This window comes from Pseudomonas baetica, assembly GCF_051216495.1.
GTDB classification, from domain to species: domain Bacteria; phylum Pseudomonadota; class Gammaproteobacteria; order Pseudomonadales; family Pseudomonadaceae; genus Aquipseudomonas; species Aquipseudomonas baetica_B.
Genome location: NZ_JBPKAM010000064.1, coordinates 1 through 25,621, shown reverse-complemented (window position 1 = coordinate 25,621; position 25,621 = coordinate 1). Strand labels below are relative to the sequence as shown.

At 60.3% G+C, this 25,621-nt stretch carries 24 protein-coding genes; 13 read left to right on the top strand and 11 right to left on the bottom strand.

Going from position 1 to position 25,621, the window contains the following annotated elements; translation table 11 throughout:
- Positions 1-331: 331 nt before the first annotated feature.
- From ACSFE6_RS21145 to ACSFE6_RS21110, 8 genes are all read right to left on the bottom strand, one after another.
- On the bottom strand, positions 332-1,543 hold the full coding sequence (locus tag ACSFE6_RS21145) for a retropepsin-like aspartic protease (protein WP_435429404.1): 1,212 nt from the start codon (positions 1,541-1,543) through the stop codon (positions 332-334).
- Positions 1,544-1,766: 223 nt separating this feature from the next.
- The gene (locus ACSFE6_RS21140) at positions 1,767-2,333 is read right to left on the bottom strand and encodes an N-acetyltransferase family protein (RefSeq protein ID WP_435429403.1); all 567 of its coding nucleotides are present in this window, start codon (positions 2,331-2,333) and stop codon (positions 1,767-1,769) included.
- A gap of 116 nt (positions 2,334-2,449) precedes the next feature.
- Complete coding sequence (gene etfB / locus ACSFE6_RS21135; protein WP_435429402.1) at positions 2,450-3,220, bottom strand: electron transfer flavoprotein subunit beta; 771 nt, start codon at positions 3,218-3,220, stop codon at positions 2,450-2,452.
- Between the two features lie 15 nt (positions 3,221-3,235).
- Complete coding sequence (etfA, locus tag ACSFE6_RS21130; RefSeq protein WP_435429401.1) at positions 3,236-4,456, bottom strand: electron transfer flavoprotein subunit alpha; 1,221 nt, start codon at positions 4,454-4,456, stop codon at positions 3,236-3,238.
- Positions 4,456-6,402 (bottom strand): dimethylglycine demethylation protein DgcB, encoded by a 1,947-nt coding sequence (gene dgcB / locus ACSFE6_RS21125; protein WP_435429400.1) that lies wholly within the window; start codon positions 6,400-6,402, stop codon positions 4,456-4,458. Before dgcB ends, etfA begins: the two co-directional genes overlap by 1 nt.
- A 155-nt stretch (positions 6,403-6,557) precedes the next feature.
- Positions 6,558-8,618, bottom strand: a complete 2,061-nt coding sequence (gene dgcA, locus ACSFE6_RS21120; RefSeq protein ID WP_435429399.1) for a dimethylglycine demethylation protein DgcA — start codon at positions 8,616-8,618, stop codon at positions 6,558-6,560.
- Positions 8,619-8,633: 15 nt separating this feature from the next.
- Positions 8,634-9,164, bottom strand: a complete 531-nt coding sequence (locus tag ACSFE6_RS21115; protein ID WP_008019495.1) for a DUF5943 domain-containing protein — start codon at positions 9,162-9,164, stop codon at positions 8,634-8,636.
- A 78-nt stretch (positions 9,165-9,242) separates the two neighbouring features.
- Positions 9,243-10,220 carry a dipeptidase gene (locus tag ACSFE6_RS21110; RefSeq protein ID WP_175387496.1) on the bottom strand — a complete coding sequence of 326 codons (978 nt, stop codon included), beginning with the start codon at positions 10,218-10,220 and terminating at the stop codon, positions 9,243-9,245.
- 250 nt (positions 10,221-10,470) lie between these two features.
- Between ACSFE6_RS21110 and ACSFE6_RS21105 the strand changes: the two genes are divergently transcribed.
- The 4 genes from ACSFE6_RS21105 (at position 10,471) to ACSFE6_RS21090 (ending at position 12,081) form a co-directional block, all read left to right on the top strand.
- A complete protein-coding gene (locus tag ACSFE6_RS21105) occupies positions 10,471-10,872 on the top strand; it encodes a lysozyme inhibitor LprI family protein (RefSeq protein ID WP_435429398.1) in 402 nt (133 codons plus the stop codon).
- A 213-nt stretch (positions 10,873-11,085) separates the two neighbouring features.
- Entirely contained in the window at positions 11,086-11,340 is a 255-nt protein-coding gene (locus ACSFE6_RS21100) for a type II toxin-antitoxin system RelE family toxin (protein ID WP_435429397.1), read from the top strand.
- Positions 11,324-11,647, top strand: a complete 324-nt coding sequence (locus ACSFE6_RS21095) for a helix-turn-helix domain-containing protein (RefSeq protein ID WP_131060642.1) — start codon at positions 11,324-11,326, stop codon at positions 11,645-11,647. The genes ACSFE6_RS21100 and ACSFE6_RS21095 overlap by 17 nt, the downstream gene beginning before the upstream one ends.
- A 17-nt stretch (positions 11,648-11,664) precedes the next feature.
- A complete protein-coding gene (locus ACSFE6_RS21090) occupies positions 11,665-12,081 on the top strand; it encodes a DUF3010 family protein (protein WP_435429396.1) in 417 nt (138 codons plus the stop codon).
- Positions 12,082-12,196: 115 nt separating this feature from the next.
- Here ACSFE6_RS21090 and ACSFE6_RS21085 read toward each other — a convergent pair whose 3' ends face one another.
- On the bottom strand, positions 12,197-13,141 hold the full coding sequence (locus ACSFE6_RS21085) for a GlxA family transcriptional regulator (RefSeq protein ID WP_435429395.1): 945 nt from the start codon (positions 13,139-13,141) through the stop codon (positions 12,197-12,199).
- A gap of 196 nt (positions 13,142-13,337) precedes the next feature.
- Between ACSFE6_RS21085 and ACSFE6_RS21080 the strand changes: the two genes are divergently transcribed.
- The 6 genes from ACSFE6_RS21080 (at position 13,338) to ACSFE6_RS21055 (ending at position 18,856) form a co-directional block, all read left to right on the top strand.
- The gene (locus ACSFE6_RS21080; RefSeq protein ID WP_435429394.1) at positions 13,338-14,282 is read left to right on the top strand and encodes a choline ABC transporter substrate-binding protein; all 945 of its coding nucleotides are present in this window, start codon (positions 13,338-13,340) and stop codon (positions 14,280-14,282) included.
- Positions 14,283-14,382: 100 nt separating this feature from the next.
- Positions 14,383-15,270, top strand: coding sequence for a 3-keto-5-aminohexanoate cleavage protein (locus ACSFE6_RS21075; RefSeq protein ID WP_435429393.1), 888 nt, complete (start codon positions 14,383-14,385; stop codon positions 15,268-15,270).
- Positions 15,271-15,403: 133 nt separating this feature from the next.
- On the top strand, positions 15,404-16,369 hold the full coding sequence (locus tag ACSFE6_RS21070) for an L-carnitine dehydrogenase (protein WP_435429392.1): 966 nt from the start codon (positions 15,404-15,406) through the stop codon (positions 16,367-16,369).
- A gap of 180 nt (positions 16,370-16,549) precedes the next feature.
- The gene (locus tag ACSFE6_RS21065; RefSeq protein ID WP_435429391.1) at positions 16,550-17,026 is read left to right on the top strand and encodes a thioesterase family protein; all 477 of its coding nucleotides are present in this window, start codon (positions 16,550-16,552) and stop codon (positions 17,024-17,026) included.
- A 12-nt stretch (positions 17,027-17,038) separates the two neighbouring features.
- Positions 17,039-18,202: a gamma-butyrobetaine dioxygenase gene (locus tag ACSFE6_RS21060; protein ID WP_435429390.1), complete on the top strand. Its 1,164-nt coding sequence runs from the start codon at positions 17,039-17,041 to the stop codon at positions 18,200-18,202.
- A 387-nt stretch (positions 18,203-18,589) separates the two neighbouring features.
- Positions 18,590-18,856, top strand: coding sequence for a hypothetical protein (locus tag ACSFE6_RS21055; protein WP_435429389.1), 267 nt, complete (start codon positions 18,590-18,592; stop codon positions 18,854-18,856).
- Positions 18,857-18,943: 87 nt separating this feature from the next.
- On the opposite strand, the gene ACSFE6_RS21050 is transcribed toward ACSFE6_RS21055, so the two are convergent.
- A complete protein-coding gene (locus tag ACSFE6_RS21050) occupies positions 18,944-20,047 on the bottom strand; it encodes a GlxA family transcriptional regulator (protein ID WP_435429388.1) in 1,104 nt (367 codons plus the stop codon).
- Between the two features lie 524 nt (positions 20,048-20,571).
- A complete protein-coding gene (locus tag ACSFE6_RS21045) occupies positions 20,572-21,948 on the bottom strand; it encodes an L-serine ammonia-lyase (RefSeq protein WP_435429387.1) in 1,377 nt (458 codons plus the stop codon).
- Between the two features lie 439 nt (positions 21,949-22,387).
- Between ACSFE6_RS21045 and ACSFE6_RS21040 the strand changes: the two genes are divergently transcribed.
- From ACSFE6_RS21040 to choV, 3 genes are all read left to right on the top strand, one after another.
- Complete coding sequence (locus ACSFE6_RS21040; protein ID WP_435429386.1) at positions 22,388-23,335, top strand: choline ABC transporter substrate-binding protein; 948 nt, start codon at positions 22,388-22,390, stop codon at positions 23,333-23,335.
- Positions 23,336-23,401: 66 nt separating this feature from the next.
- A complete protein-coding gene (gene choW, locus ACSFE6_RS21035; RefSeq protein ID WP_435429385.1) occupies positions 23,402-24,247 on the top strand; it encodes a choline ABC transporter permease subunit in 846 nt (281 codons plus the stop codon).
- Positions 24,244-25,422: a choline ABC transporter ATP-binding protein gene (gene choV / locus ACSFE6_RS21030; protein ID WP_435429384.1), complete on the top strand. Its 1,179-nt coding sequence runs from the start codon at positions 24,244-24,246 to the stop codon at positions 25,420-25,422. Before choW ends, choV begins: the two co-directional genes overlap by 4 nt.
- Positions 25,423-25,621 lie beyond the last annotated feature (199 nt).

Here is a 25,621-nt window from a genome sequence, read left to right as displayed (position 1 = left end):
AGGCGTTGTGGAAAACCGCTGTGCCCCTTGAAAAATAAGGATTAGCGCACGATTCAATGGCCAGAAAAGCCGAATCGATCAATTTTTAACCATATCTCTGAAAGCCAGGATTTGTATGGCCTGTAGCGGTAAGCGAACATCTTATCCACAGAGGCGCCAACAGAGATTGGGGGCAAGTCCTGCACTTATCCTCTGGAAAAACTCTTGAAAAACCGTCGCTTAGGCTGGTTATTTTTTGATCTGAGGGCTGAAAGCCTCGGTTCATAAGGGCTTTGGCAATGGCCGAACACGTTATCCACAGAACCGCCAACAGGGATTGTGGGTAAACGGCTCAAACCTTGTTCAAACAAGACCGCCCCGCCTCGAGATCCAGGTTCAACTCGAAGTCTTCGAATGCACCCCACCCCAGCAGAATCGAGGGCACATATCGTCCCAGCACCCATGACGGCGGAATGGTGAAGTCTGGATAGTACTTGTAGGTGATCGGCAGGCTATGGCCCGGCAGGTTGAGCCTCCCCTTGAAGGTTTGATAGCGCGGCTTGCTGGCGGTCTCACGGGGAGAGTTACCAGGCGTCATAGCCTGCACAATATTGGTCTGAGCACCCGGCAGCGCCGACGTCAGGTAATCAACGTTGCCGGTATCGACAATCGCCTGAGTAACCCGTTTATCCAGCCGTGCAGCGATGACCAGTCGCTGGTTGATATCCAGGCGCGAGTACACAATCGGCGATTCGCAGCGGGCGGCAGGCGCAGGGTTGATTTCCAAGGTTTTGCGGGTGATTTTCAACGGCCCCAACTTGCTGATCAGATCCAGCCCCAGCAGGTTGTCCCGATCGCTGACGAACACCAGCACGTTCCTGAATTCGCTGCCGCCGACTTTGATTGAGTCGAGAATTCCCAGCCGAGCCGATAGCTCGCTCTCGCCATAGAACGTGCTGTACGCGTAGTGGGAGTCGCCCAGCAGCCTGATCCCCATCAGCTTGGCGGTGCCTTGATTAACCCGGGTTTGCGGGGCGCCGGTGTCGAGTACGAAACGCGCCGAATGACCATTGGCCGCGTCGACATCGATGAAGGGCAGCACCTCTTCGGCCACGAAATGGTCACTGGCGTAGGGATGGAGGGTGAGCACTTCACGTCGAGTGGATCTTTTCACAGAGAAGTCACCCGTCGCCCTCAGGGTCGAGAGCGACTGGTTGCCGAACATTGAGAAAAGGGACTGCAGCTCTTGATCGGCCTCTATGGCCCGGGCGTGTTTGCGTTTGATCGCGAGAAAGTAATCGGGCAGCTGATTGGCGGTCTTGGCCTCGAACATCCGGGCAATCACGGACACTGAACAATTCAGGTTTTTCGCAGCGTCCAGCACACGGTCACAGCGCTGGCGCATTTGCGCCAGGGACGCTTTCTGCCCCTGATCCGACTCCAGCCATTGATAGAAGTCCTGCTCGGGCGCCTGGTGCGGTTCAGACGCGTTCAGCCGGGGAGCCTCTGCCGACAGGGTCGCCCCCAACAGGAAAACCAGCAGGAATTGCTCGACAGGCTTCATGGCCTACCCACTCATAAAAACCAGGTTTTATGATCGAGCGCTGAACCTATGAAAGCTCCATGACTGCGTGCCGCACCCTGACCAGCGCACAGTAAACTGTAGTTCACCACCTGTAGGAGCGAGCTTGCTCGCGAGATAACGATTGGACAACGCGATTATCCAGACAGTACGCGTGATCGTTGTCGTCCATCGCGAGCAAGCTCGCTCCTACAGGGAATCGGCGTCAGGGCCGATGCATCAGATAGGCCTCGCCTGTCACCCGAATCATCGGATGCGGCGTGATCTGGCAGGTGTCGACAATGCGAAACCCGTGGCGCTCGTAGAAACGCCGGGCGCCGGTGTTGGCGGCGTAGTCGATCAGGCTCAGGCCGTTGAGCCCAAGCAGGTTGGCGCGGGCGTGCGCCTGGGCGAGGAACTGTTTGCCCAGGCCCTGGTTACGCCAGCCTTCGTACAACGCCAGGCTGGAGATATAGAGCGTGTCTGGGATTTCCATGTCGGCATAAGGCGCCAGGACCGGATCGGTCACAGGTTCTGCGTCGGGGTCATGGCGCATTGGGTAGCTGTGCATCATGCCGATGACTTCTCCGTTGCACTCGGCGATCAGGCAGTTCTGGTAGGAGAAATCCACGTCGTCACGGGCGTAACGAATGGCGCCGACGTCCAGCAGATCCTGGCCGGGTTCTGCGATCTGGCTCCAGATGTAATCCGAAGCGCCCTCTGATGAAATCTGGAACAACCGCGCAATCTCCCGCGCATCGGCGCGGACTGCGGAACGAAATTCAACGGTCATTTTGTTTCCTTTGTGGGAGCGAGCCTGCTCGCGAAAACTGTGGGTCAGGCAATATTCATGTCGACTGACACTCCGCCTTCGCGAGCAGGCTCGCTCCCACAGTGGACTTGCGGTGATCAGCGAACCACGCCTTCTTCGATGAGAAGTTTAAGGATCGCCTCAGCCCCAGCTTGCGCCGTCAAGCCCTTGAGCACTTGTCCCCCTCCGCCACTGGCTTTCGCCGTTGCGGCTTTCATCCGGTCGGCACCACTTTTGGCCTTGATCACTTTCAAGCGTTTTGGCCGTGGCTTGGCCGGTTGCAGGGTGGCGACCGCCAGCAGTTCATCGTCGACGACTTCCACCTCATCGGCCTGCAACACACCTCGCCGGGCAGGACCGTAGGCGCTCTGCCGTGGTTTGGGCGCGGCGTTATCCACAGTCGCCAGAAACGGCAGGCGTACCTTCAGGCGACGGCGTTGGCCACGCGGTAACGCTTGCAGTACCAGCGCCGAACTGCCGTCGATGGATTCCACCTGCGCCAACCCCACCACCAGCGGCCAGCCGAGGCCTTCAGCCAGCAGAAACGGCAACATGCCCGAGCCTTCGCCGGTTTCCGCCTGGCTGCCAGTCAGCACCACCTGGGCTCCGGCATCGCGCAGGTAGCTGGTCAGTGCCGGCAGCGCATCCGCGCCCTGGGGCTGTTCCAGCACGTGAAGCTGTTCCAGGCCCATGCCCAGATAAGCCCGCAGCGCAGGCTCGGCGACATCCCCGGCATGCAGCACCTGCAAGTTATCCCCAGCCAGTTGCAGACCCAATTCCACCGCCCGTGCATCCTGTTCCGCGCGACGCGGGCGACCGGAGGTCGGGTGGGCGCCGATGGACACCAGACTGATGATTTTCGTGCTCATAACCCTTTCCTTCCCTTAAGCCGCATCACGCTTGGCGTCGTTGCGGTAGGCCTCTACCGCCGCGATCAAGGCGCGAAGAATCTCGGCGCTCTCGCCGATCACCGACAGGTCGGCCCGTTTGATCATGTCGCAGCCAGGGTCGAGGTTGATCGCCACCACCTTGTCGCAGGCGCCGATGCCTTGCAGGTGCTGGATCGCCCCGGAAATCCCAACCGCCACGTAGACCCGTGCGGTGACCCAGGTACCAGACGCACCGACCTGACGGTCACGGGCCATGAAGCCATCGTCCACCGCCACCCGCGATGCACCTTCGGTAGCACCGAGGGCCGCTGCGGTCTGGTGAAACAGATCCCAGTCCTTGACGCCGTTGCCGCCGGAGAAAATGAACTCGGCCTCGGCCATGGGAATCGCTGCCGGGTCCACCGCCACCGCGCCCAGATCCTCGATGCGCGACAAGCTGCGAGCCACGGCTGTGGATAACTCCACCGGCAAGGCTTCGTGACGGGTTTCGCTAACCGGCTCGGCACATTCGACGGCGCCCAGGATCAAGCGCGCCAGCGGACGGGCGAGGTCTTGCAAACCGGCGCCGGCACGGCCGGTGCACGTCTCGTCCTTGACCTGCCAGACCCGCGTGGCCGGGCGTTCGCCCAGGGCCGCGGCAAAGCGTCGACCCAGCTCGCCACCGCCAGTGCGGCTGTCCGGCAGCAGCCAGTGACGCGGGTTGAACTGGTTATCCACAGCCCGCAGGCCCTGGACCCGTTGTTCCGGTGCATAACCGCTGAACGCTTCGCCTTCGAGCACCAGCAGGCGATCGACGCCGGCCGTGGCAAAGGCGCTTTCCTTGTGTTCGCCGAACACCACTGCCAGCACCGCGCCGTCCTTGCCGGCCAGTTGATGAGCGAGGCCCAGCAAATCGCGGTCGTGACTGCTCAAGCGGCCACCGACCATGTCCGGCACAACGCTGATGTAGAACGCCGGCGCCAGCACCTGATGCAGCGGCAATTGCACTTCAACGGCCGTCGAACGTTTGGCCGTCCCGCCCTGTTGCGCGCCACTGCGGTCGATACGCTTGATGCCATTGGGCCCGATAAACCCGATGCCATGGGGATTCTTGCGGATCACGCCGTTAGGCCCCATCCAACTGTGTTGCACCGGTTGCATGGCCGCGTGCAGCGGATGCAGGCGGTTACGGGCGATCCATTCGGCGCGTGGGTCGCGGCGGATAATGTCGCTCATCAGTGCACCTCCGCAGGTTCACGTTTGGCCTGGGTTGACGACTTTGGGGCCTGGTCCTCCTGCAGCGCGTCAGCCACCAATTCAGCGATGTCCTTGATCAGCGGCCGTGGTTCGACCACGCCTTCAAGCATCGCGGTGCATTGTGGACAACCCACGGCCACCAGTTCGGCGCCCGTCTCACGGATGTCTTCCATGCGCATGTCGGGAATCCGCTGTTTGCCCGGAATGTCGGTGATCGGCGCACCGCCGCCACCGCCGCAGCAGCGCGAACGGAAGCCGGAACGTTGCATTTCCTTGACCTCGATGCCGAGGGCACGCAGGACCTGGCGCGGTGCCTCGTATTCACCGTTGTAGCGGCCGAGGTAGCACGGGTCGTGATAGGTCACGCTGTCGCCTTTGTGCTGACCGAGGTTCAACGCACCGGCACCGATGATTTCCGCCATGTAGGTGCTGTGGTGCTGCACCAGGTAGTTGCCGTCGAAGGCGCCGTACTCGTTTTTCAGCACGTGGAAGCTGTGCGGGTCGCAGGTGACGATGCGGTTGAAGCTGTATTTGGCCAGGGTCTGGATGTTGCGCTTGGCCAGCAACTGGAAGGTCGCTTCGTCACCCAGACGGCGGGCGACGTCACCGCTGTCACGCTCTTCGAGGCCCAGCACCGCGAAATCGATTTTCGCTGCTTTCAGCACTTTGACGAAGGCGCGCAGGGTGCGCTGGTTGCGCATGTCGAAGGCGCCGTCGCCAACCCAGAACAGCACGTCGGTGGACTTCTTCTCGCTCATCAGATTGAGGTTGAGGTCCGCCGCCCAGTTCATCCGCCCGCCCGGCGCGAAACCACCCGGGTTATCGGTGGCGATCAGGTTTTCCAGGACCTCGGCGCCCTTGTTCGGGGTCGCGCCTTTTTCCAGGGTCAGATGACGACGCATGTCGACGATGGCATCGACGTGCTCGATCATCATCGGGCATTCCTCGACGCAGGCGCGGCACGTGGTGCAGGACCACAGGGTCTCGGCATCCACCAGACCGTTGACGATCGGCTGATGCGGATTGCCCCCGTGTTCGCCGATGGCTTTGCCCGGATACGGGCTGCCGGCGAATTTGGCATCGGTGCCGCCAGCCAGGCCGACGACCATGTCCTGAATCAGTTTTTTCGGGTTCAGCGGCTGACCGGCAGCAAACGCCGGGCACGCGGCTTCGCACTTGCCGCACTGCACGCAGGCGTCGAAGCCGAGCAATTGGTTCCAGGTGAAATCCTTGGGTTTTTCCACGCCCAGCGGCGCGCTCGGATCTTCCAGGTCCAACGGCTTCAAACCAGTGGAACGACCGCCACCGAAACGTTCGGCGCGACGGTGCCAGGCCAGGTGCAGGGCACCGGCGAAGGCGTGCTTCATCGGCCCGCCCCAGGTCATGCCGAAGAACAGTTCCGACACGCCCCACAACACGCCGATGCCGAGGATTACTGCCAGCACCCAGCCACCGAAGTTTTCCGGCAGGATGCCCGCCACCGGCAGGGTCACCAGGAAGAACGACGCCGAGAACGCCAGCAGGCTTTTCGGCAGGCGCATCCACGGGCCTTTCGACAGACGCGCAGGCGGGTTGCGTCGACGCAGATAAACGAAGATCGCACCGACGAACATCACCGCCGACATCAACAGCAATGCGTAGCCGAGGATGCGGTTATGCAGGCCGAAACCGTGCACCAGAATCGCCAGCACGATGGACGCCACTGCACCACCGGCCGTGGCCACGTGGGTATTGGCGATGTACTTGTCCCGCGCGACCACGTGGTGCAAATCGACCATGTAGCGCTTGGGCATGGCGAACAGGCCGCCGATCAGGTCGACCTTCGAGGCCCGGCCACGGCGCCACATGTTTACCCGCCGCAACGCGCCCAGAACCGCAAGGCCCAGGGCAGCGAACAGCAGGATTGGAAGAAGGGTGTTCAACATGGTGAAGCTCCCACCAGTACAACTTAGAGAATCTCGGTCGACGACGTCTGTGGGAGCGAGCCTGCTCGCGAAAGCGGTGGGTCAGTCGACATCAATGTCGGCAGACAGATTGCATTCGCGAGCAGGCTCGCTCCCACAGGGTTTACTGCAAGCCGTTAGAAATCCTTGCACAACCGCAGCGCGTCATAGATCGCCGCGTGCACGTTACGCTGGGCCACGCAGTCACCGATGCGGAACAGCAGGTAACCGTCGCCGCTCTGTTCCAGGCATGGCTGCGGCTTGATCGCGAACAGGGCTTCGACGTCGATCTGGCCCTTGTTGCGCGAACCTTCCTTCAGCGCGTAGTAGATCTCTTCATCCGGACGCACGCCGTTTTCCACGACCACCTGGTCCACCACCCGCTCCTCTTTGGCGCCGGTGTATTCGTTCTCCAGCACCGCCACCAGCTTGTCGCCTTCGCGGTAGACCTTCTCCAGCATCATGTCGCCGGTCATGATCACTTCTTTCGGGTACATGCTGCGGTAGTAGGTCGGGAACGAAGTACCGCCGATCGCCACGCCGGGCTTGATGTCGTCGGTGACGATCTCGACCTGGCTGCCCTTGTCGGCGAGGAAGTCGGCGGTGGACATGCCGGTGAATTCGCAGATGGTGTCGTAGACCAGCACGTTCTTGCCCGGTGCCACCTTGCCATCGAGTACGTCCCAGCTGCTGACCACCAGGCCTTCAGCCGCGCCCCAGTGTTCGTTCTGCTCCAGGAACGGATGGCCGCCGACGGCCAGCACCACCACGTCCGGACGCAGGTCCATGATGGTCGGTGCATCCGCTGCCGTGCCCAGGCGCAGGTCGACTTTCAAACGCGCCAGTTCCAACTGATACCAGCGGGTGATACCGGCGATCTGGTCACGCTGCGGAGCCTTCGCCGCCGTGGTGATCTGCCCGCCAATGAATTCCTTCTTCTCGAACAGGGTCACGTCGTGGCCACGCTCGGCCGCAACACGAGCGGCTTCCATCCCCGCAGGACCGGCGCCGACCACCACCACCTTGCGTTTTTTGCCGGTGGTTTTTTCGATGATGTGCGGGACGCCCATGTATTCACGGGAGGTCGCCGCGTTCTGGATGCACAACACATCCAGGCCCTGGTACTGACGGTCGATGCAGTAGTTGGCACCGACGCACTGCTTGATCTGGTCGACCTGGCCCATCTTGATCTTGGCGATCAAGTGCGGGTCGGCGATGTGGGCGCGGGTCATGCCGACCATATCGACGTAACCGCCTTCCAGGATACGGGTGGCCTGGTTCGGGTCCTTGATGTTCTGCGCGTGCAGCACCGGAACCTTGACCACTTCCTTGATACCGGCGGCCAGGTGCAGGAACGGCTCCGGTGGATAACTCATGTTCGGAATCACGTTGGCCAGGGTGTTGTGGGTGTCGCAACCCGAGCCCACGACGCCGATGAAATCCAGCATCCCAGTGTTGTCGTAATACTGGGCGATTTGCTTCATGTCTTCGTGGGACAGACCGTCCGGGTGGAACTCGTCACCGCAGATACGCATGCCCACGCAGAAGTCGTCACCGACCTCGGCGCGCACGGCTTTCAACACTTCCAGACCGAACTTCATGCGGCCTTCGAAGGTACCGCCCCATTCGTCGGTACGCTTGTTGACCCGTGGGCTCCAGAACTGGTCGATCATGTGCTGGTGCACGGCGGACAACTCCACGCCATCCAGGCCACCGGCCTTGGCGCGACGAGCCGCTTGCGCGTAGTTGCCGATCACCCGCCAGATTTCTTCCGGCTCGATGGTTTTGCAGGTGGCGCGGTGCACCGGTTCACGGATGCCCGACGGCGACATCAGGGTCGGCCAATTGAAACCGTCCCAACGGGAGCGACGTCCCATGTGGGTAATCTGGATCATGATCTTGGCGCCGTGCTTGTGCATGGCGTCGGCCAGATTCTGGAAGTGCGGAATGATGCGGTCGGTGGACAGGTTCACCGAACTCCACCATTCCTGCGGGCTGTCGATGGCGACCACGGACGAACCGCCGCAGATCGCCAGGCCGATCCCGCCCTTGGCCTTCTCTTCGTAATACTTGACGTACCGGTCGGTGGTCATGCCGCCGTCGGTCGCGTAGACCTCGGCGTGCGCGGTGCTGAGCACGCGGTTGCGGATGGTCAGTTTGCCGATCTGGATCGGCTGGAACATTGCTTCGAAAGCCATGGCGGGTTCCTCGACTTACAACGGCTTGACGATGAACAAGCCGTCTTCGTGGCCCTCTTCGGAGCCACCGTAGACTTGCTCGGCCACGGTGCGGATCTTGCTGCCGCGAGCGGCGAGGATCTGATCCATCGCGCCGGCGAACCAGCCGGTGAACATGTAGTCGACCTTGCGCCCGACCTTGCCGTAGACGTAGACGAAAGCGGAGTGTTCGAGCTTGACGCTGCAGGTGCCTTTGTCGAGGTCGATGTCCTGGATCTTGAACAGGCCCCAGCCACGTTGCGAAAGGCGCTTCATGTAGTGTTCGAACACTGCGACGCCTTCCAGGCCATGGCATTCGGCTTCTTTTTCACACCAGTGCCAGGCGGACTTGTAGCCGGCCTTGTAGAGGATCTCGGCATAGGCTTCGGCGCCCAGCACTTCCTCGATGCCCATGTGGTTGTTGACGAAGAAATGACGCGGCACATACAGCATCGGCAGGGCGTCGGAGGTCCAGACACCGGTCTCGCTGTCGACTTCGATAGGCAATTGCGGGGCGATCTTGGCCATGGAAACTTAACTCCAGAAAAATTTTGGTGTTGCCCCCGGCGCGGACGACCGGGGGAAAGGATTCAGAGGTGCGGCGGCTTATTCGCCCCAAACATCTTTCAGGACGTTGACCCAGTTCTCGCCCATGATCTTGCGCACCACGCGCTCGGAATGGCCGCGCTTGAGCAGGGTCTCGGTCAGGTTCGGGAACTCGCCGACGGTGCGGATGCCCAGCGGATTGATGATCTTGCCGAAGCTGGTCAGGCGGCGGGCGTAGCCCTTGTCGTGGGTCAGGTATTCGAAGAAGTCCTGGCCATGCCCCTGGGTGAAGTCGGTGCCGATGCCGATGGCGTCTTCGCCGACGATGTTCAGGGTGTATTCGATGGCTTCGGCGTAGTCGTCGATGGTCGAATCGATGCCTTTGGCGAGGAACGGCGCAAACATGGTCACGCCGACGAAACCGCCGTGGTCGGCGATGAACTTCAGCTCTTCATCGGACTTGTTGCGCGGGTGCTCCTTGAGGCCCGACGGCAGGCAGTGGGAATAGCAGACTGGCTTCTTGGATTCGAGGATGACTTCTTCGGAAGTCTTGGAACCGACGTGGGACAGGTCGCACATCACGCCGACACGGTTCATCTCGGCGACGATTTCACGGCCGAAGCCCGACAGCCCGCCATCGCGCTCGTAGCAACCAGTGCCCACCAGGTTCTGGGTGTTGTAGCACATCTGCACGATACCGACGCCCAGCTGCTTGAACACCTCGACGTAACCGATCTGGTCTTCGAAGGCGTGGGCATTCTGGAAGCCGAAGAGGATGCCGGTCTTGCCCTGCTCCTTGGCCTTGCGGATGTCGGCGGTGGTGCGTACCGGAATCACCAGGTCGCTATTCTCGCGGATCAGTTTCTGGCTGGCAGCGATGTTGTTGACGGTGGCCTGGAAACCCTCCCACACCGACACGGTGCAGTTGGCCGCGGTCAAACCGCCCTTGCGCATGTCTTCGAACAGCTCACGGTTCCACTTGGCAATAATCAGCCCGTCGATAACGATGCTGTCGGCGTGCAATTCGGCTGGGCTCATCAGGCTGTCCCCTTATTAGCGATTCATGCGCCGAATCGTCTGCCGGCGCTTTGGAGCCAGCATATGCCTGAGGGCTTTGGCGACCCGGTGCAAAAACGACAGGGGAATTGCCGAAAGCGTCAATCCGCGACAAAGGGTCGTCGCCGGGCATGATTCGCGACCTGTTCAAGGCCGCCGGCATGGGCCAGAATTCGCCGCAACCTGAGAATGCTTCACTGGATGCTTTATTGAAAAAGGGGCGGCGACGTAAATGAAATCGATCATCCTGGCACTGGTACTGATTGCAACCGGCGTAAACGCAGCGGAAGAAGCCGACGACAACCCCTGCGACAAAGTCGAAAACGACATCCAGACGCTGGAATGCTCCGCCTTCAGCAAAACCACCGCCGAAGACCTGCTGAGCGAAAATTTCAAAAGCCTGAACGAGCGCATGCAGTCGCTCTATGGCAAGAACCCGTCGCAACTGGCCGACATCACCGCCAAAATCAAGGCCTCACAACAACAATGGCAGAAAACCCGCGACGCCGACTGCGCCGTCGAAGCCTTCCCGGCCACGACCGGCAGCAAGGCGTTCACCATTGCGCAGAACGATTGCGTGGCACGGATCAGTGATGAGCGGTCGGAGTTTTTGGAGTCGATTGGGCAGGAGTGATGCAACTCTTTTGTCGGATGCTGGCACACCCGCCAGCATTCCTCCTTCAGGAAACGATCTTTCCCACACGCGTGTCTGACCGGTCTTACAGCGCACCCGACGCTTCGCAGCAGACCCTACTTAGCGGGCAACATCCCGACATTCTTCGTTAATTGGCCAACGTGAAAATATAAGTAAAGATTCGCAAATCTTATAAAAGACTTATATTCTCCCATGAACAGCATTCACTGGACTCGAAAGGCCGTTAAGCAGCTTCTCAAATTGCATTCCGCCCATCAGATTCAGGTTCGTAACGCGGTCACGACTCTGGCCGGCATGCCTGATGTGGGGAATGTCAAAGCATTGGTTGACCATGATTACGCCTACCGCCTGCGAGTTGGCAATTATCGAATCATGTTCGACTGGGATGGCGCTATCAAAGTGGTCAGTATTCAAGAGGTCAAAAAACGCGATGAACGCACCTACTGACGTTCAAATCATCAATGACGCAGACGGAAACCCCGCGTTCGTGGTTATTCCTTACGCGCAATATGTGGCACAAAAAATCGAGCCCGACCTGATCCCTCATGAAGTGGTCAGCCGCATCGTCGACGGCGCAACGCCGATCCGTGCATGGCGCGAGCACTTGAACCTTACGCAGGATGAAGTGGCCAAACGCATGGGTATTTCCCAACCGGCGTTCGCGCAGCAAGAGACCGTTGCGAAGCCCCGGAAGGCCACGCGCGAGAAAATTGCCGCGGCGTTCGGTATTACCGCCAATCAACTTGAGCTTTAGGTCATGAAGGAATCGAAATGAAAATCTGCGGCATCGAAATCAAAGGCAGCGAAGCGATCATCGCCGTGGCCGCCCTCGACGGTCAGGCGTTGAACCACGTTGCACTCGCCACCAAGAAAATCGCCCTGGACGATGACGACGAGGCCGCCAACGTCAAAGTCTTTGCCGCTCAGCTTGCGTCGTTTATTCGCGAGAATTCGATCGATCGAATCGCGATCAAGAAGCGCAGCAAGAAAGGCGAATTCGCCGGTGGACCGACGACGTTCAAGATCGAAGGGGTTTTGCAATTGCTGGAGAATTGCGAGGTGACGCTGCTGTCGCCGCAGACCATCAATGCCCAAGCCAAGAAACATGGTTTTGAGCTGCCGCAGACGCTGAACAAGTATCAACATGAGGCGTACAAAGCCGCCTGCTCTGCATTACTTAAGAAGTAAGCGAACCCAATTGTGGGAGCGAGCCTGCTCGCGAAAGCGATAGATCAGTCAACAACCATGTTGAATTTGCCGACCTCTTCGCGAGCAAGCCCGCTCCCACAGTGTTTTGAGGTGTTTATGCCTTGGCGGTACGGCGATCTTCACGGGGGCAGCGCTCATATTTCGCCCGATAACTGCGGGTGAAATACGACGGCGATTCGAAACCGCAGGCAATACTCACTTCCAACACACTCATATCGGTCTGGCGCAGCAACTGCCGCGCCTTCTCCAGGCGCAAGCGCAGGTAGAAATTGCTCGGCGTGTCGTTCAGGTGCAGCCGAAACAATCGCTCCAGCTGCCGGCGCGTCACTTTGATCGATTCCGCCAGTTCCAGCGTGCTCAACGGCGGCTCGCTGTGCTGTTCCATCTCGCCAATCACGTGAACCAGTTTCTTGTTGCTGATGCCATAGCGCGTGGCGACTTCCATGCGCTGGTGGTCTTTGCGCGGACGGATGCGGCCGAGCACGAATTGCTCACTGACCTGAATTGCCAGTTCCGGGCCATGGGCCTGGGCGATCAAATCCAGCATTAAATCGATGGACGCGGTGCCGCCAGCCGAGGTGATGCGCCGACGGTCGATCTCGAACAGCTCCTGCGTGACGCTGAGCTGTGGATAGGACTCCTTGAAAGCATCGATGGCTTCCCAGTGCAGGGTCAGGCGATGGCCGTCGAGCAGGCCGGCTTCGGCGAGGATAAAGCTGCCGGTGTCGATGGCGCCGAGGGTCACGCATTCGTTGTCCAGGCGACGCAGCCAGTGCTCCAGGGCCGGTGTGGCGAATTTCAGCGGTTCGAAGCCGGCGACCACCAGCAACGTCGCGCCTTTCTTCAGCGGTTCCAGCGCCGCATCGGCGTTGACCGACATGCCGTTGCTGGCCAGCACCGCCCCGCCATCGGCGCTCAGTACGTGCCAGCGATAGAGCTCGCCACGAAAGCGATTGGCGACCCGCAGCGGCTCGATGGCCGAGATAAATCCGATGGCCGAGAAACCCGGCATCAACAAGAAATAGAAATCCTGGGACATGGAGCGCACTCGATGAGCGGGTAGCGTGGACATGTTGATACGCCACTTGCGAGCGGCATTCAAGAGGACAGGTCGCTGCAGTGCAAGAGTCGGTCGCCGCAGTGCGCTTTCATGGCTGTTTAGCTGCGTAACTTGTCATCACCGGCGCACAAAGACGACCGGACCCACAATAACGAAACTGCCGAGGAATCCTGAGATGAAACGACTGATCAGCAGCTGTGTTCTTGCACTCAGTGGTACCGCTTTACTGAGCGCCAGTGTCATGGCCGCCGAACCTGCGTCGTGCCAGAACGTGCGCATGGGCGTAGTGAACTGGACCGACGTCATCGCCACCAGCGCCATGACCCAGGTATTGCTCGACGGCCTCGGCTACAGCACCAAACAAACCAGCGCTTCCCAGCAAATCATCTTCGCCGGGATTCGCGATCAGCGCCTGGACCTGTTCCTGGGTTACTGGAACCCGCTGATGACCCAGACCATCACCCCGTTCGTCGATGCCAAACAGGTCAAGGTGCTTGAAGCGCCAAGCCTGCAAGACGCCCGCGCGACCCTCGCCGTGCCGACCTACCTCGCCGAGAAGGGGCTGAAAACCTTCGCCGACATCGCCAAGTTCGAAAAAGAGCTGGGCGGCAAGATCTACGGCATTGAGCCTGGCTCGGGCGCCAACACCCAGATCAAGGCGATGATCGCCAAGAACCAGTTCGGCCTGGGCAAGTTCCAGCTGGTCGAGTCCAGCGAAGCCGGCATGCTCGCCGCCGTGGATCGCGCCGTACGTCGCAACGAAGCCGTGGTGTTCTTCGGCTGGGCGCCGCACCCGATGAACGTCAACGTGAAAATGACCTATCTCACCGGCAGCGACGACGCCCTCGGTCCGAACGAAGGCAAGGCCACCGTCTGGACCGTCACTGCACCGACCTACGCCGAACAATGCCCGAACATCGGTCGCCTGCTGAGCAACCTGACGTTCACCGCCGAAGACGAGAGCCGGATGATGCAGCCGCTGCTGGATCACAAGGACGCCTTCGAATCCGCCAAACAATGGCTCAAGGATCACCCGCAGGACAAAAAACGCTGGCTTGAAGGCGTCACCACCTTCGATGGCAAACCGGCCGCTGAAAACCTGCAACTGACCAGTAAATAAAGCCGAACGAACCACCGACTCGCAGCCCGAACGGGCTGCGAACGGGACCGCTACGCCCGGACTTTCACCTAAATAGCACTCGCCTGTAAGGAACCGCCAAATGAACCACGACGTCATCATCACCTGCGCACTCACCGGTGCTGGCGACACGACCGCCAAGAGCCCACACGTGCCGGTCACTCCGAAACAGATCGCGGCCGCCGCCGTGGAAGCCGCCAAGGCCGGCGCCACCGTGGTTCACTGCCATGTGCGCGACCCGCAAACCGGCAAGTTCAGCCGTGACGTGGCGCTGTACCGCGAAGTGATGGAGCGTATCCGCGAGGCGGACGTCGACATCATCGTCAACCTCACTGCCGGCATGGGGGGCGACCTGGAAATCGGCCCGGGCGAGAAGCCAATGGAATTCGGCCCGAACACCGACCTGGTCGGCCCGCTGACCCGCCTGGCCCACGTCGAAGAATTGCTGCCGGAAATCTGCACCCTCGATTGCGGCACCCTGAACTTTGGCGATGGCGACACCATTTACGTCTCCACCCCAGCCCAACTGCGCGCCGGCGCCAAGCGCATCACCGAATTGGGTGTTAAGGCCGAGCTGGAAATCTTCGACACCGGGCATCTGTGGTTCGCCAAGCAGATGATCAAGGAAGGCCTGCTCGACAACCCACTGTTCCAACTGTGCCTGGGCATTCCGTGGGGCGCCCCGGCGGACACCACCACCATGAAAGCCATGGTCGACAACCTGCCGGCCGATGCGGTCTGGGCCGGTTTCGGCATCGGTCGCATGCAGATGCCAATGGCCGCACAGGCCGTTTTGCTCGGCGGCAACGTGCGGGTCGGGCTGGAAGACAACCTGTGGCTGGACAAGGGCGTCCTGGCGACCAACGGCCAACTGGTCGAACGCGCCACGGAAATCCTCAGCCGCCTCGGCGCCCGTGTTCTGACCCCGGCTGAAGGCCGCAAGAAAATGGGCCTGAAACAACGCGGTTAAGCCATATACACAAAACCCTGTAGGAGCGAGCTTGCTCGCGAAAAAGGTACAGCCGACGCCACTCAGCGCCTGGAATACCATCGCGAGCAAGCTCGCTCCTACAGGGGATCACTGGACTCTTTAGGAAATCGTCATGAGCTTTATCACCGAAATCAAAACCTTCGCCGCCCTAGGCAGCGGTGTCATTGGCAGCGGCTGGGTCTCACGCGCCCTCGCCCACGGCCTCGATGTGGTGGCCTGGGACCCTGCGCCCGGCGCTGAAGCCGCCCTGCGCAAACGCGTCGCCAATGCCTGGGGTGCGCTGGAGAAAAAAGGCCTGGCGCCCGGTGCCTCGCAGGATCGCTTGCGCTTTGTCGCCACCATCGAAGAATGCGTGCGTGACGCCGATTTCATCCAGGAAAGCGCCCCCGAGCGTCTTGAGCTGAAACTGGAACTGCACAGCAAGATCAGCGCCGCGGCCAAACCCAACGCCTTGATCGGCTCCAGCACTTCGGGCCTGTTGCCCAGCGAGTTTTACGAGAGCGCCACGCACCCGGAGCGCTGCGTGGTCGGTCACCCGTTCAACCCGGTTTACCTGCTGCCGCTGGTGGAAGTGGTCGGCGGCAAGAACACTGCACCCGAAGCCGTACAAGCGGCGATGAAAGTCTATGAATCCCTCGGCATGCGTCCGCTGCATGTGCGCAAGGAAGTACCGGGTTTCATCGCTGACCGCTTGCTTGAAGCACTGTGGCGCGAGGCACTGCACCTGGTCAACGACGGCGTCGCGACCACTGGCGAAATCGACGACGCGATTCGTTTTGGCGCTGGCCTGCGCTGGTCGTTCATGGGCACCTTCCTGACCTATACCCTGGCCGGTGGCGATGCCGGCATGCGTCACTTCATGGCCCAGTTCGGCCCGGCGTTGCAGTTGCCGTGGACTTACCTGCCGGCGCCTGAATTGACCGAGAAATTGATCGACGATGTGGTGGACGGCACCAGCGATCAGTTGGGCAAACACAGCATTTCCGCGCTGGAGCGCTATCGTGATGACTGCCTGATGGCAGTGCTGGACGCGGTGAAAGCCACCAAAGAGAAGCATGGGATGGCGTTCAGCGAATAAGCGCAAGTCCCTGTGGCGAGGGAGCTTGCTCCCGCTCGGCCGCGAAGCGGTCGTAAAACCGGCAAATGCGATCTGACTGATAGACCGCGTGTGGAGGTTTTGGGACTGCTTCGCAGTCCAGCGGGAGCAAGCTCCCTCGCCACAAATGTGTGTGCCAGCAACTAAATGTGGAGATCCATCATGCCCGCACTAACCACCTACCAAACCCGCATCATCCCCGACTGGGTCGACTACAACGGCCACCTGCGCGACGCTTTCTACCTGCTGATCTTCAGCTACGCCACCGATTCGCTAATGGACTGCCTGGGCATGGACAGCAACAACCGCGAAGCCAGCGGCCACTCGCTGTTCACCCTGGAACTGCACCTCAACTACCTGCACGAAGTGAAGCTCGACGCCGATGTCGAGGTGCGTACGCAGATCATCGGCCACGACAGCAAGCGCCTGCACCTCTACCACAGCCTGCATCTGGCAGGTGACGACAAGGAACTGGCGGGCAACGAACAAATGCTGTTGCACGTCGACCTCGCCGGACCACGCTCCACACCGTTCAGCGAAGTGACCCTGGGCAAACTGCAAGCCATCGTCGCCGAACAAGCAGACCTGCCTTCTCCTGAGTACATTGGCCGAGTGATCGCATTACCCCCAAAAAAATAACAAGGAGATCCCATGAACACCGCCGCCGCTTTTGCCGACTTCCGTACTTATCCGTTGATCAGCGCGCTGACAGGCGTGCAGGCGATAGCGGATCGTGTTCTGGTGAAGTGGGCCGATGACCGAGTCAGCCCCTTTCACCATCAATGGCTGCGGGACAACTGCCCGTGCCCGCAATGCGTCTACACGGTGACGCGCGAACAGGTGCTGGAAATCGTCGACGTTCCAGAAAACCTGCTGCCCACCGAAGCCAGCGTTGATACCGAAGGTTGTCTGCGTGTGCAGTGGCAAGACGGTCACCTCAGCCGCTTCGACCCGGGCTGGTTGCGCGCCCACGCCTATGACGACGATTCCCGCGCCGAACGGCGGGCGGGCAAGCCTAAAGCCAGGCTTTGGCACCGTGATTTGCAATTGCCGGTGTTCGAGTATCAGGCGCTGATGAACGACAACGATGCCCTGTTGCTATGGCTGCTGGCCGTACGCGATACCGGCCTGACCCAGGTCCGCGGCGTGCCTACGGAGCCCGGCTCGCTGAAGCTGATTGCCCAGCGCATCTCCTTCATCCGCGAGAGCAATTTCGGCGTGTTGTTCAATGTGCAATCCAAGGCCGACGCCGACAGCAACGCCTACACCGCTTTCAATCTGCCATTGCACAGCGATTTACCGACCCGGGAGTTGCAACCGGGGCTGCAATTCCTGCACTGCCTGGTCAACAATGCCGAGGGTGGCGAGAGTATTTTTGTCGACGGCTTTGCCATCGCCGATGCCTTGCGTCGCGAGGACCCTGAATCCTTCAAAAGCCTTTGCGAGATCCCCGTTGAGTTTCGCAACAAGGACCGTCACAGCGACTACCGCTGCCTCGCTCCGATCATCGCCCTGGACGCCTTGGGGCAAGTCTCGGAAATCCGTATGGCGAACTTCCTGCGCGGTCCGTTCGATGCGTCGGTGGAACAGATGCCCAAGCTCTACCGCGCCTATCGCCGCTTTATCGCGATGACCCGCGAGGACCGCTTCCGCGTGATGCAGAGACTCAACCCCGGCGAACTCTGGTGCTTCGACAACCGCCGCACCCTGCATGCCCGCAACGCCTTCGATCCTGCCTCTGGGGCGCGGCATTTCCAGGGCTGTTATGTGGATCGGGATGAGTTGTTGTCACGCATTCTCGTGTTGCAGCGTTAGACCGCGTCATCGTTCTTCGCGAGCAGGCTCGCTCCCACAGCAGACCGCATTCCCCTGTTGGAACTCGGTCAAATGTGGGAGCGGGCTTGCTCGCGAAGGCGCCAGTTCAGACCCCCTTGATGCTCTTGATTCACAGACAAAAAAAAGCCCCGATCAAGCCGTGACAGGATCGAGGCAGAGGGTACTGTTGAGGAGCTGCCGCGCTAGGGTGACCAAACCTTCGTGAAGCGAGCTGAGTCCAGTGTGCCGACTCCCCTCGCAGCGAAATAGCCCGAAAACGACGCTTTCATAGCCAATGTGGCCATTGCGACAAATCGCCCTTGCCGCGACCCGACACCCCTACCAGAATCGAGCCACGACCTCCGTTTCCGAAGAAGGATTTGCGTCATGATGCACGCCGATTTGATTGATCAGGAAGACCTGTTGGGCCAGCTCAAGGCATTGGGCTTTCAAGTACCGAATGGCGCCACGGCCGAGCAGGCCTGCGAATGTGCGGTACGAGGGTTGAACAACGAGCGGGCGATCGTGCTGCGCACCATGGTCAAGCAGATGTACACCAGCAGCGCGACGATTCTGCCGGCCGTGCGCCAGGCCATCGACAAGCAGTTGCTGCCAGCATTGGCGGAATACCAGCAGAGCCACGTCGTCCGTTAAATCCATTCGCGAGCAGGCTCGCTCCCACAGGGTTAAGGTGATCCCTGTGGGAGCGAGCCTGCTTGCGAAGAAGAAGGCGACTCGGTTTTAGAGCCTTACACTGGCAAAAGTCGACTCATTGCGCGCCTGGCTCAGCGCCGACAACGGCCCGGACAGCGGCGACAGCACCAGGGCTTGCGGCAGCGGCATCATCGCCACTTGCTGTGCAGTATTGGAGCCCACGCGCTCGTCACGCGGTGGAATGCCGAAGTATTCGCGGTAGCACTTGGAGAAGTGCGGCGTGGACACGAAACCACACACCGACGCCACCTCGATGATCGACATCGGCGTTTGCTTGAGCAACTGCCGGGCGCGGATCAGGCGCAGTTTCAGGTAATAACGCGACGGCGAGCAGTGCAGGTATTTCTGGAACAGCCGCTCCAGCTGCCGACGGGACACTGAGACATACACCGCCAGTTCGTCGAGATCGATCGGCTCTTCGAGGTTGGCCTCCATCAGCGCGACGATTTCCTGCAGCTTCGGCTGGTTGGTGCCCAGCATGTGCTTGAGCGGTACGCGCTGGTGATCCTGTTCGTTGCGGATGCGCTCGTAGACGAACATCTCCGAGATCGCGGCGGACAGTTCGCGACCATGATCGCGGCTGATCAGGTGCAGCATCATGTCCAGCGGCGCGGTACCGCCGGAACTGGTGAAACGGTTACGGTCGAGGGTGAACAGGCGGGTACTCATGGCGACCCGTGGAAACGCTTCCTGCATCGCCGCCAGACACTCCCAGTGCACGCTGCAATCGAAACCGTCCAGCAGGCCGGCGCAGGCCAGGGCCCAGCTGCCGGTGCAGACCGCGCCGAGGCGACGGGACTGACGCGCCTGGCTTTGCAGCCATGACACGTGTTCGCGGGTAACAGTGCGCTGGATACCGATACCGCCGCAGACGATCACGGTATCCATTGGAGGGGCTTTGTGCATGGAGGCGTCGGGGGTGATTTGCAGACCGTCACTGGCCCAGACTTGACCGCCATCGACGGTGAGGGTGGTCCAGCGATACAGCTCGCGGCCGGACAACTGGTTGGCCATGCGCAGCGGTTCGACTGCGGAAGCCAGGGAAATCAGCGTGAAATTGTCCAGCAGCAGAAAGCCGATGGATTGAGGCGCACGGTTCTGGGGTTGGGCCCCGGAGTTGAACGACGTCATCGCGGTATCTCCTCACACAAAGCGGGTGATGGCCTCAGGCGGAGGCTCTTGTTATTGCCATCGTTCTCGCATGGGAGACGGGCTTTGTAATGACAGAGCAATTGCCATGCCTAAATTTGAATGTGCGTTCAATAACTCCTAAAAACGACGTCGGAATGTGTCTATATAAGACGCGCGGCGAGTGGGGGTTATAAGTGCCATCAACGGCGGCAAGTGCCCTGCCCCGACGGGTGTGAGCAAATCGGTAGCACTTGTGGGAACAGGGCTGCGAGCAGCCGTGAAAGAGTGTCACCCAAGGCACGGGGGGACGGGTGGTCAGGGGCGCTGCGCAGCCCTGGCCTTACGACAGAGGTTTACCTGTTTGCGACGCGCCAAAAGGTGGCGTGATTTCGATCGAATGTTCACTTTACGCGCAGTTTTGACTGGTCTGGCCTCTTCGCGAGCAAGCCCGCTCCCACAGGGGGAATGCACTCCAAATGTGGGAGCGGGCTTGCTCGCGAAGCAGGCAACACGGTCCTACTGACTCAACACTCTACCGCGCTGACAGCCAACCCACCCCGCGACGTCTCCTTATATTTGTCATGCATATCCGCGCCAGTATCGCGCATCGTACGAATCACCCGATCCAGCGAAATGAAGTGCTGACCATCACCACGCAATGCCATCTGCGCGGCATTGATCGCCTTCACCGCGGCAATCGCGTTGCGCTCGATGCACGGCACTTGCACCAGACCGCCCACTGGATCGCAGGTCAACCCGAGGTTGTGCTCCAGGCCGATTTCCGCCGCGTTGCACAGTTGCTCCGGCGTGGCACCGAGGATTTCCGCCAGCCCGGCCGCCGCCATGGCGCAGGCCGAACCCACTTCGCCCTGGCAACCGACTTCGGCACCGGAGATCGAGGCGTTCTTCTTGCACAAAATTCCCACGGCCGCCGCGCCGAGAAAGTAGTCGACGACATTGGCGTCGGTGACGTCCTCGCTGAACTTCATAAAGTAGTGCAGCACCGCCGGAATGATCCCCGCCGCGCCATTGGTCGGTGCGGTAACCATACGCCCGCCGGCGGCGTTTTCTTCGTTGACCGCCAGTGCATAAAGGTTGACCCACTCCATCGCACTGAGGGTCGAGCCGATCACATTGGGCTTGTTCAATTCCTGCAGGCTGCGATGCAGCTTGGCCGCACGGCGACGCACATTCAGCCCGCCGGGCAGGATGCCTTCGTGCTTGAGGCCGTGATCGACGCAATCCTGCATGGCGCGCCAGAGTTTCATCAGGCCGCTGCGGATCTCCTCTTCGCTGCGCCAGACCTTCTCGTTGGCCATCATTAATTCGGCCACTCGCAGGTTGTGCTTTTTACACAGTTCCAGCAGTTCGGCGGCGCTGGAGAAATCGTAAGGCAATACCGTGCTATCCAGATCGACGACACCGCTGGACGCCTGGGCCTCGTCAACGACAAAACCGCCGCCGACCGAATAGTAGGTGTCGCGATGCAGCTCGCCGTCATCGCCTTCGGCAACCAGGGTCATGGCGTTGGGGTGGAAAGGCAGGTTTTCGTCGATCAGGCGCATGTCCCGATCCCAAATGAACGGCACCGACAAGCGACCGTCGAGCAACAGCGTGTGAGTTTCGCGCAGGGTCGCGATGCGGATGCCGATTTGCGACGGGTCGATCGCATCCGGCCACTCGCCCATCAGGCCCATGATCACCGCGTTGTCGCTGCCGTGACCGATGCCGGTGGCCGACAACGATCCAAAGAGCTGGACCTCGACACGGCGCACCGCCTCCAGCAATCCCCGTTCGCGCAAGTCCTGCACGAACAGCGCTGCTGCCCGCATAGGCCCAACGGTGTGCGAACTGGAAGGGCCGATGCCGATTTTGAACAGGTCGAAAACACTGATAGCCATGACTGCCGAAACTCCTGGATGAGCCAACTCCAGGCGCAAAAGCGCCCGGTGGCGGAGCTGCTACGCTCAAGCTGCAATCCGCCGAGATGGCCGCATCATCAGGCTTTTGTCATGTCGTTCGACGTCTCATACCGACGCACTCTTGTCCACTAACGCCGTGGGCGTTTTACGCCATGTTTACGGTGTTTTTTTGCGATGCAGAGGGAAAAAAGGGGCTGAAAAAATCTGTAAACGACGTCACTGACACTGGATGCGACCATCCCTGTACTGGTTACGACGCGCCCTGTAGGCGTCAGATTTTCACTGGTACATGATCTTATTCGACTCGATTGCAAAGGCGCTGCGGTAGAGCCGTCACAAGAACGCCACCCAACCGCAACCTATAAGTGCGGTAGTCCAAGTCGGAACACTGCCAAAAAAAACACCAAGGAGTCCATCCATGAAAGGTTCCCCGTCGTTGTTGTTGGCCGCCATGCTTAGTTTGCCGATTCTGGCGCAAGCCGCCGAACCGGCCCAATGCAGCACCGTAAACTTCTCCGATGTCGGCTGGACCGATATCACCGCAACAACCGCCACCACCAGCGTCGTGCTCAACGCTCTGGGCTACAAAACCAAGACCACCATGATTTCCGTGCCGGTGACCTACAAGTCCCTGGCCGACGGCAAGAACATGGACATCTTCCTCGGCAACTGGATGCCGACCATGGAGAACGACATCAAGCCCTACCGCGATGCCGGCACCGTGGACACCGTGCGCACCAACCTCAAGGGCGCCAAGTACACCCTCGCCGTGCCTCAAGCCCTGTACGACAAGGGCCTGCATGACTTCGCCGACATCGCCAAATTCAAGAAAGAACTCGACGGCAAGATCTACGGGATCGAGCCGGGCAACGACGGCAACCGCCTGATCCAGAGCATGATCGACAAGAACGCCTTCGGCCTCAAAGACGCCGGCTTCAAGGTGGTCGAGTCCAGCGAAGCGGGGATGCTTTCCCAGGTCGACCGCGCGCAGAAACGCGACACCGCCGTGGTCTTCCTCGGCTGGGCGCCGCACCCGATGAACAAACGCTTCAAGATTCAATACCTGACCGGTGGCGACGATTTCTTTGGCCCGGATTTCGGCGCTGCCACCGTGGCGACCAACACCCGCAAGGGCTACGCCGAGGAATGCAGCAACGTGGGCCAACTGCTGAAAAACCTGGAGTTCACTGTCGACATGGAAAGCGAACTCATGGGCAACATCCTGGACGACAAGATGAAGCCTGACGCGGCCGCCAAGGCCTGGCTGAAAAAGAATCCACAGGTGCTCGATACCTGGCTTGCTGGCGTGACCACCATTGACGGTAAACCAGGCCTGGAGGCCGTGAAAGCCAAGATTGCTCAGTAATCGCTTATGCCGGGCAGGTTCGCCTGCCCGGGCTGTTTATTTCCTTGCATGCGGACGTTCACTACCATGCTGATTGATCAGAAAATACCTTTAGGCCAGCACATCGCGAGCTTTGTCGAATGGTTGACGCAACACGGCGCCAACACCTTCGATGCCATTGCCGTGACGCTGGAAACGATGATTCACGGCGTGACTTTCGCGCTGACCTGGTTCAACCCGCTGGCACTGATCGGCCTCATCGCCCTCCTGGCCCACTTCATCCAGCGCAAATGGGGGCTGACCGCCTTCGTTGTCGCTTCCTTTCTGCTGATCCTCAACCTGGGGTACTGGCAGGAAACCATGGAGACCCTCGCCCAGGTGATGTTCGCCACCCTGGTGTGCGTGGTCATCGGCGTGCCGCTGGGCATCGTCGCGGCGCACAAGCCGATGTTCTACACTTTAATGCGACCGGTACTCGATCTGATGCAGACCGTACCGACCTTCGTTTACCTCATTCCTACCCTGACCCTCTTCGGGCTGGGTGTGGTGCCAGGCCTGATCTCCACAGTGGTGTTCGCCATTGCAGCGCCGATCCGCCTGACCTACCTGGGCATCCGCGATGTCCCGCAAGAACTGATGGACGCCGGCAAAGCCTTCGGCTGCTCGCGTCGCCAGCTACTGACACGGATCGAACTGCCCCACGCCATGCCGAGCATCGCGGCCGGCATCACCCAGTGCATCATGCTGTCCCTGTCGATGGTGGTGATCGCGGCACTGGTGGGCGCCGATGGATTGGGTAAACCGGTGGTCAACGCACTGAACACTGCTGATATCGCCCTGGGCTTCGAAGCGGGCCTGGCGATCGTACTGCTGGCGATCATGCTCGACCGTATCTGCAAACAACCCGACGCCAAAGTAGGGGGTGACGCATGAGCATAATTCGCTTCGAAGACGTCGACGTAATCTTCACCAAGGATCCGCGCGAAGCACTGAAGCTTCTCGATCAAGGCTTGACCCGTAGCGAGATCCTGAAAAAGACCGGGCAGATCGTTGGCGTTGAAAAGGCCAGCCTGGACATCGAAAAAGGTGAAATCTGCGTACTGATGGGCCTTTCCGGTTCCGGCAAGTCCAGCCTGCTGCGCTGCATCAACGGTCTCAACACCGTCAGCCGTGGCAAGCTGTTCGTCGAGCACGAAGGCAAGCAGATCAACATTGCGTCCTGCTCCGCCGCGGAACTTAAAATGATGCGCACCAAGCGCATCGCGATGGTGTTCCAGAAGTTCGCCCTGATGCCTTGGCTGACGGTGCGCGAGAACATCAGCTTCGGCCTGGAAATGCAGGGCCGTCCGGAGAAGGAACGCAAGAAACTGGTCGATGAAAAACTCGAACTGGTGGGCCTGACCCAATGGCGCAACAAGAAACCCGATGAGCTGTCCGGTGGCATGCAGCAGCGCGTGGGCCTGGCCCGTGCGCTGGCGATGGACGCCGACATCCTGCTGATGGACGAACCGTTCTCGGCACTCGATCCGCTGATTCGCCAAGGCCTGCAGGACGAACTGCTGGAACTGCAACGCAAGCTGAGCAAGACCATCGTGTTCGTGAGCCACGACCTCGACGAAGCCCTGAAGCTCGGCAGCCGTATCGCGATCATGAAAGACGGCCGGATCATCCAGTACAGCAAGCCTGAAGACATCGTCCTCAACCCGGCGGACGACTACGTGCGGACCTTCGTGGCCCACACCAACCCGCTGAACGTGCTGTGCGGTCGCAGCCTGATGCGCACCCTGGACAACTGCAAGCGCATCAACGGTTCGGTGTGCCTGGATCCGGGCGGCGATTCGTGGCTGGACCTGGCCGAAGGCAACACCATCAAGGGCGCGCGCCAAAACGGTTCGACCCTGGATCTGCAGAACTGGGTTCCGGGTCAGGCGGTTGAAGGCCTGGGTCGCAAACCCACGCTGGTGGACTCCAGCATCGGCATGCGCGACGCGCTGCAGATTCGCTACCAGACCGGCAACAAACTGGTGCTGCAGGACAACAACCGTGTGGTGGGGATTCTCGGCGACAGCGAGCTGTATCACGCGCTGCTCGGCAAGAACCTGGGGTAAGGCAACAGACACAAAAACGCCGCGAGAGATCGCGGCGTTTTTGTTTGTGGGATATCGGGTAGTGCAGTGTTGAAACTGATGCCCTCATCGCCAGCAGGCTGGCTCCCACAAAAAAACGCACTTCCAGATGGGAGACAGCCCGCTTGTGACGAAAATGACACAGTTTTTTCGACTTAAAACCCGCCCCAACCCCCCACCC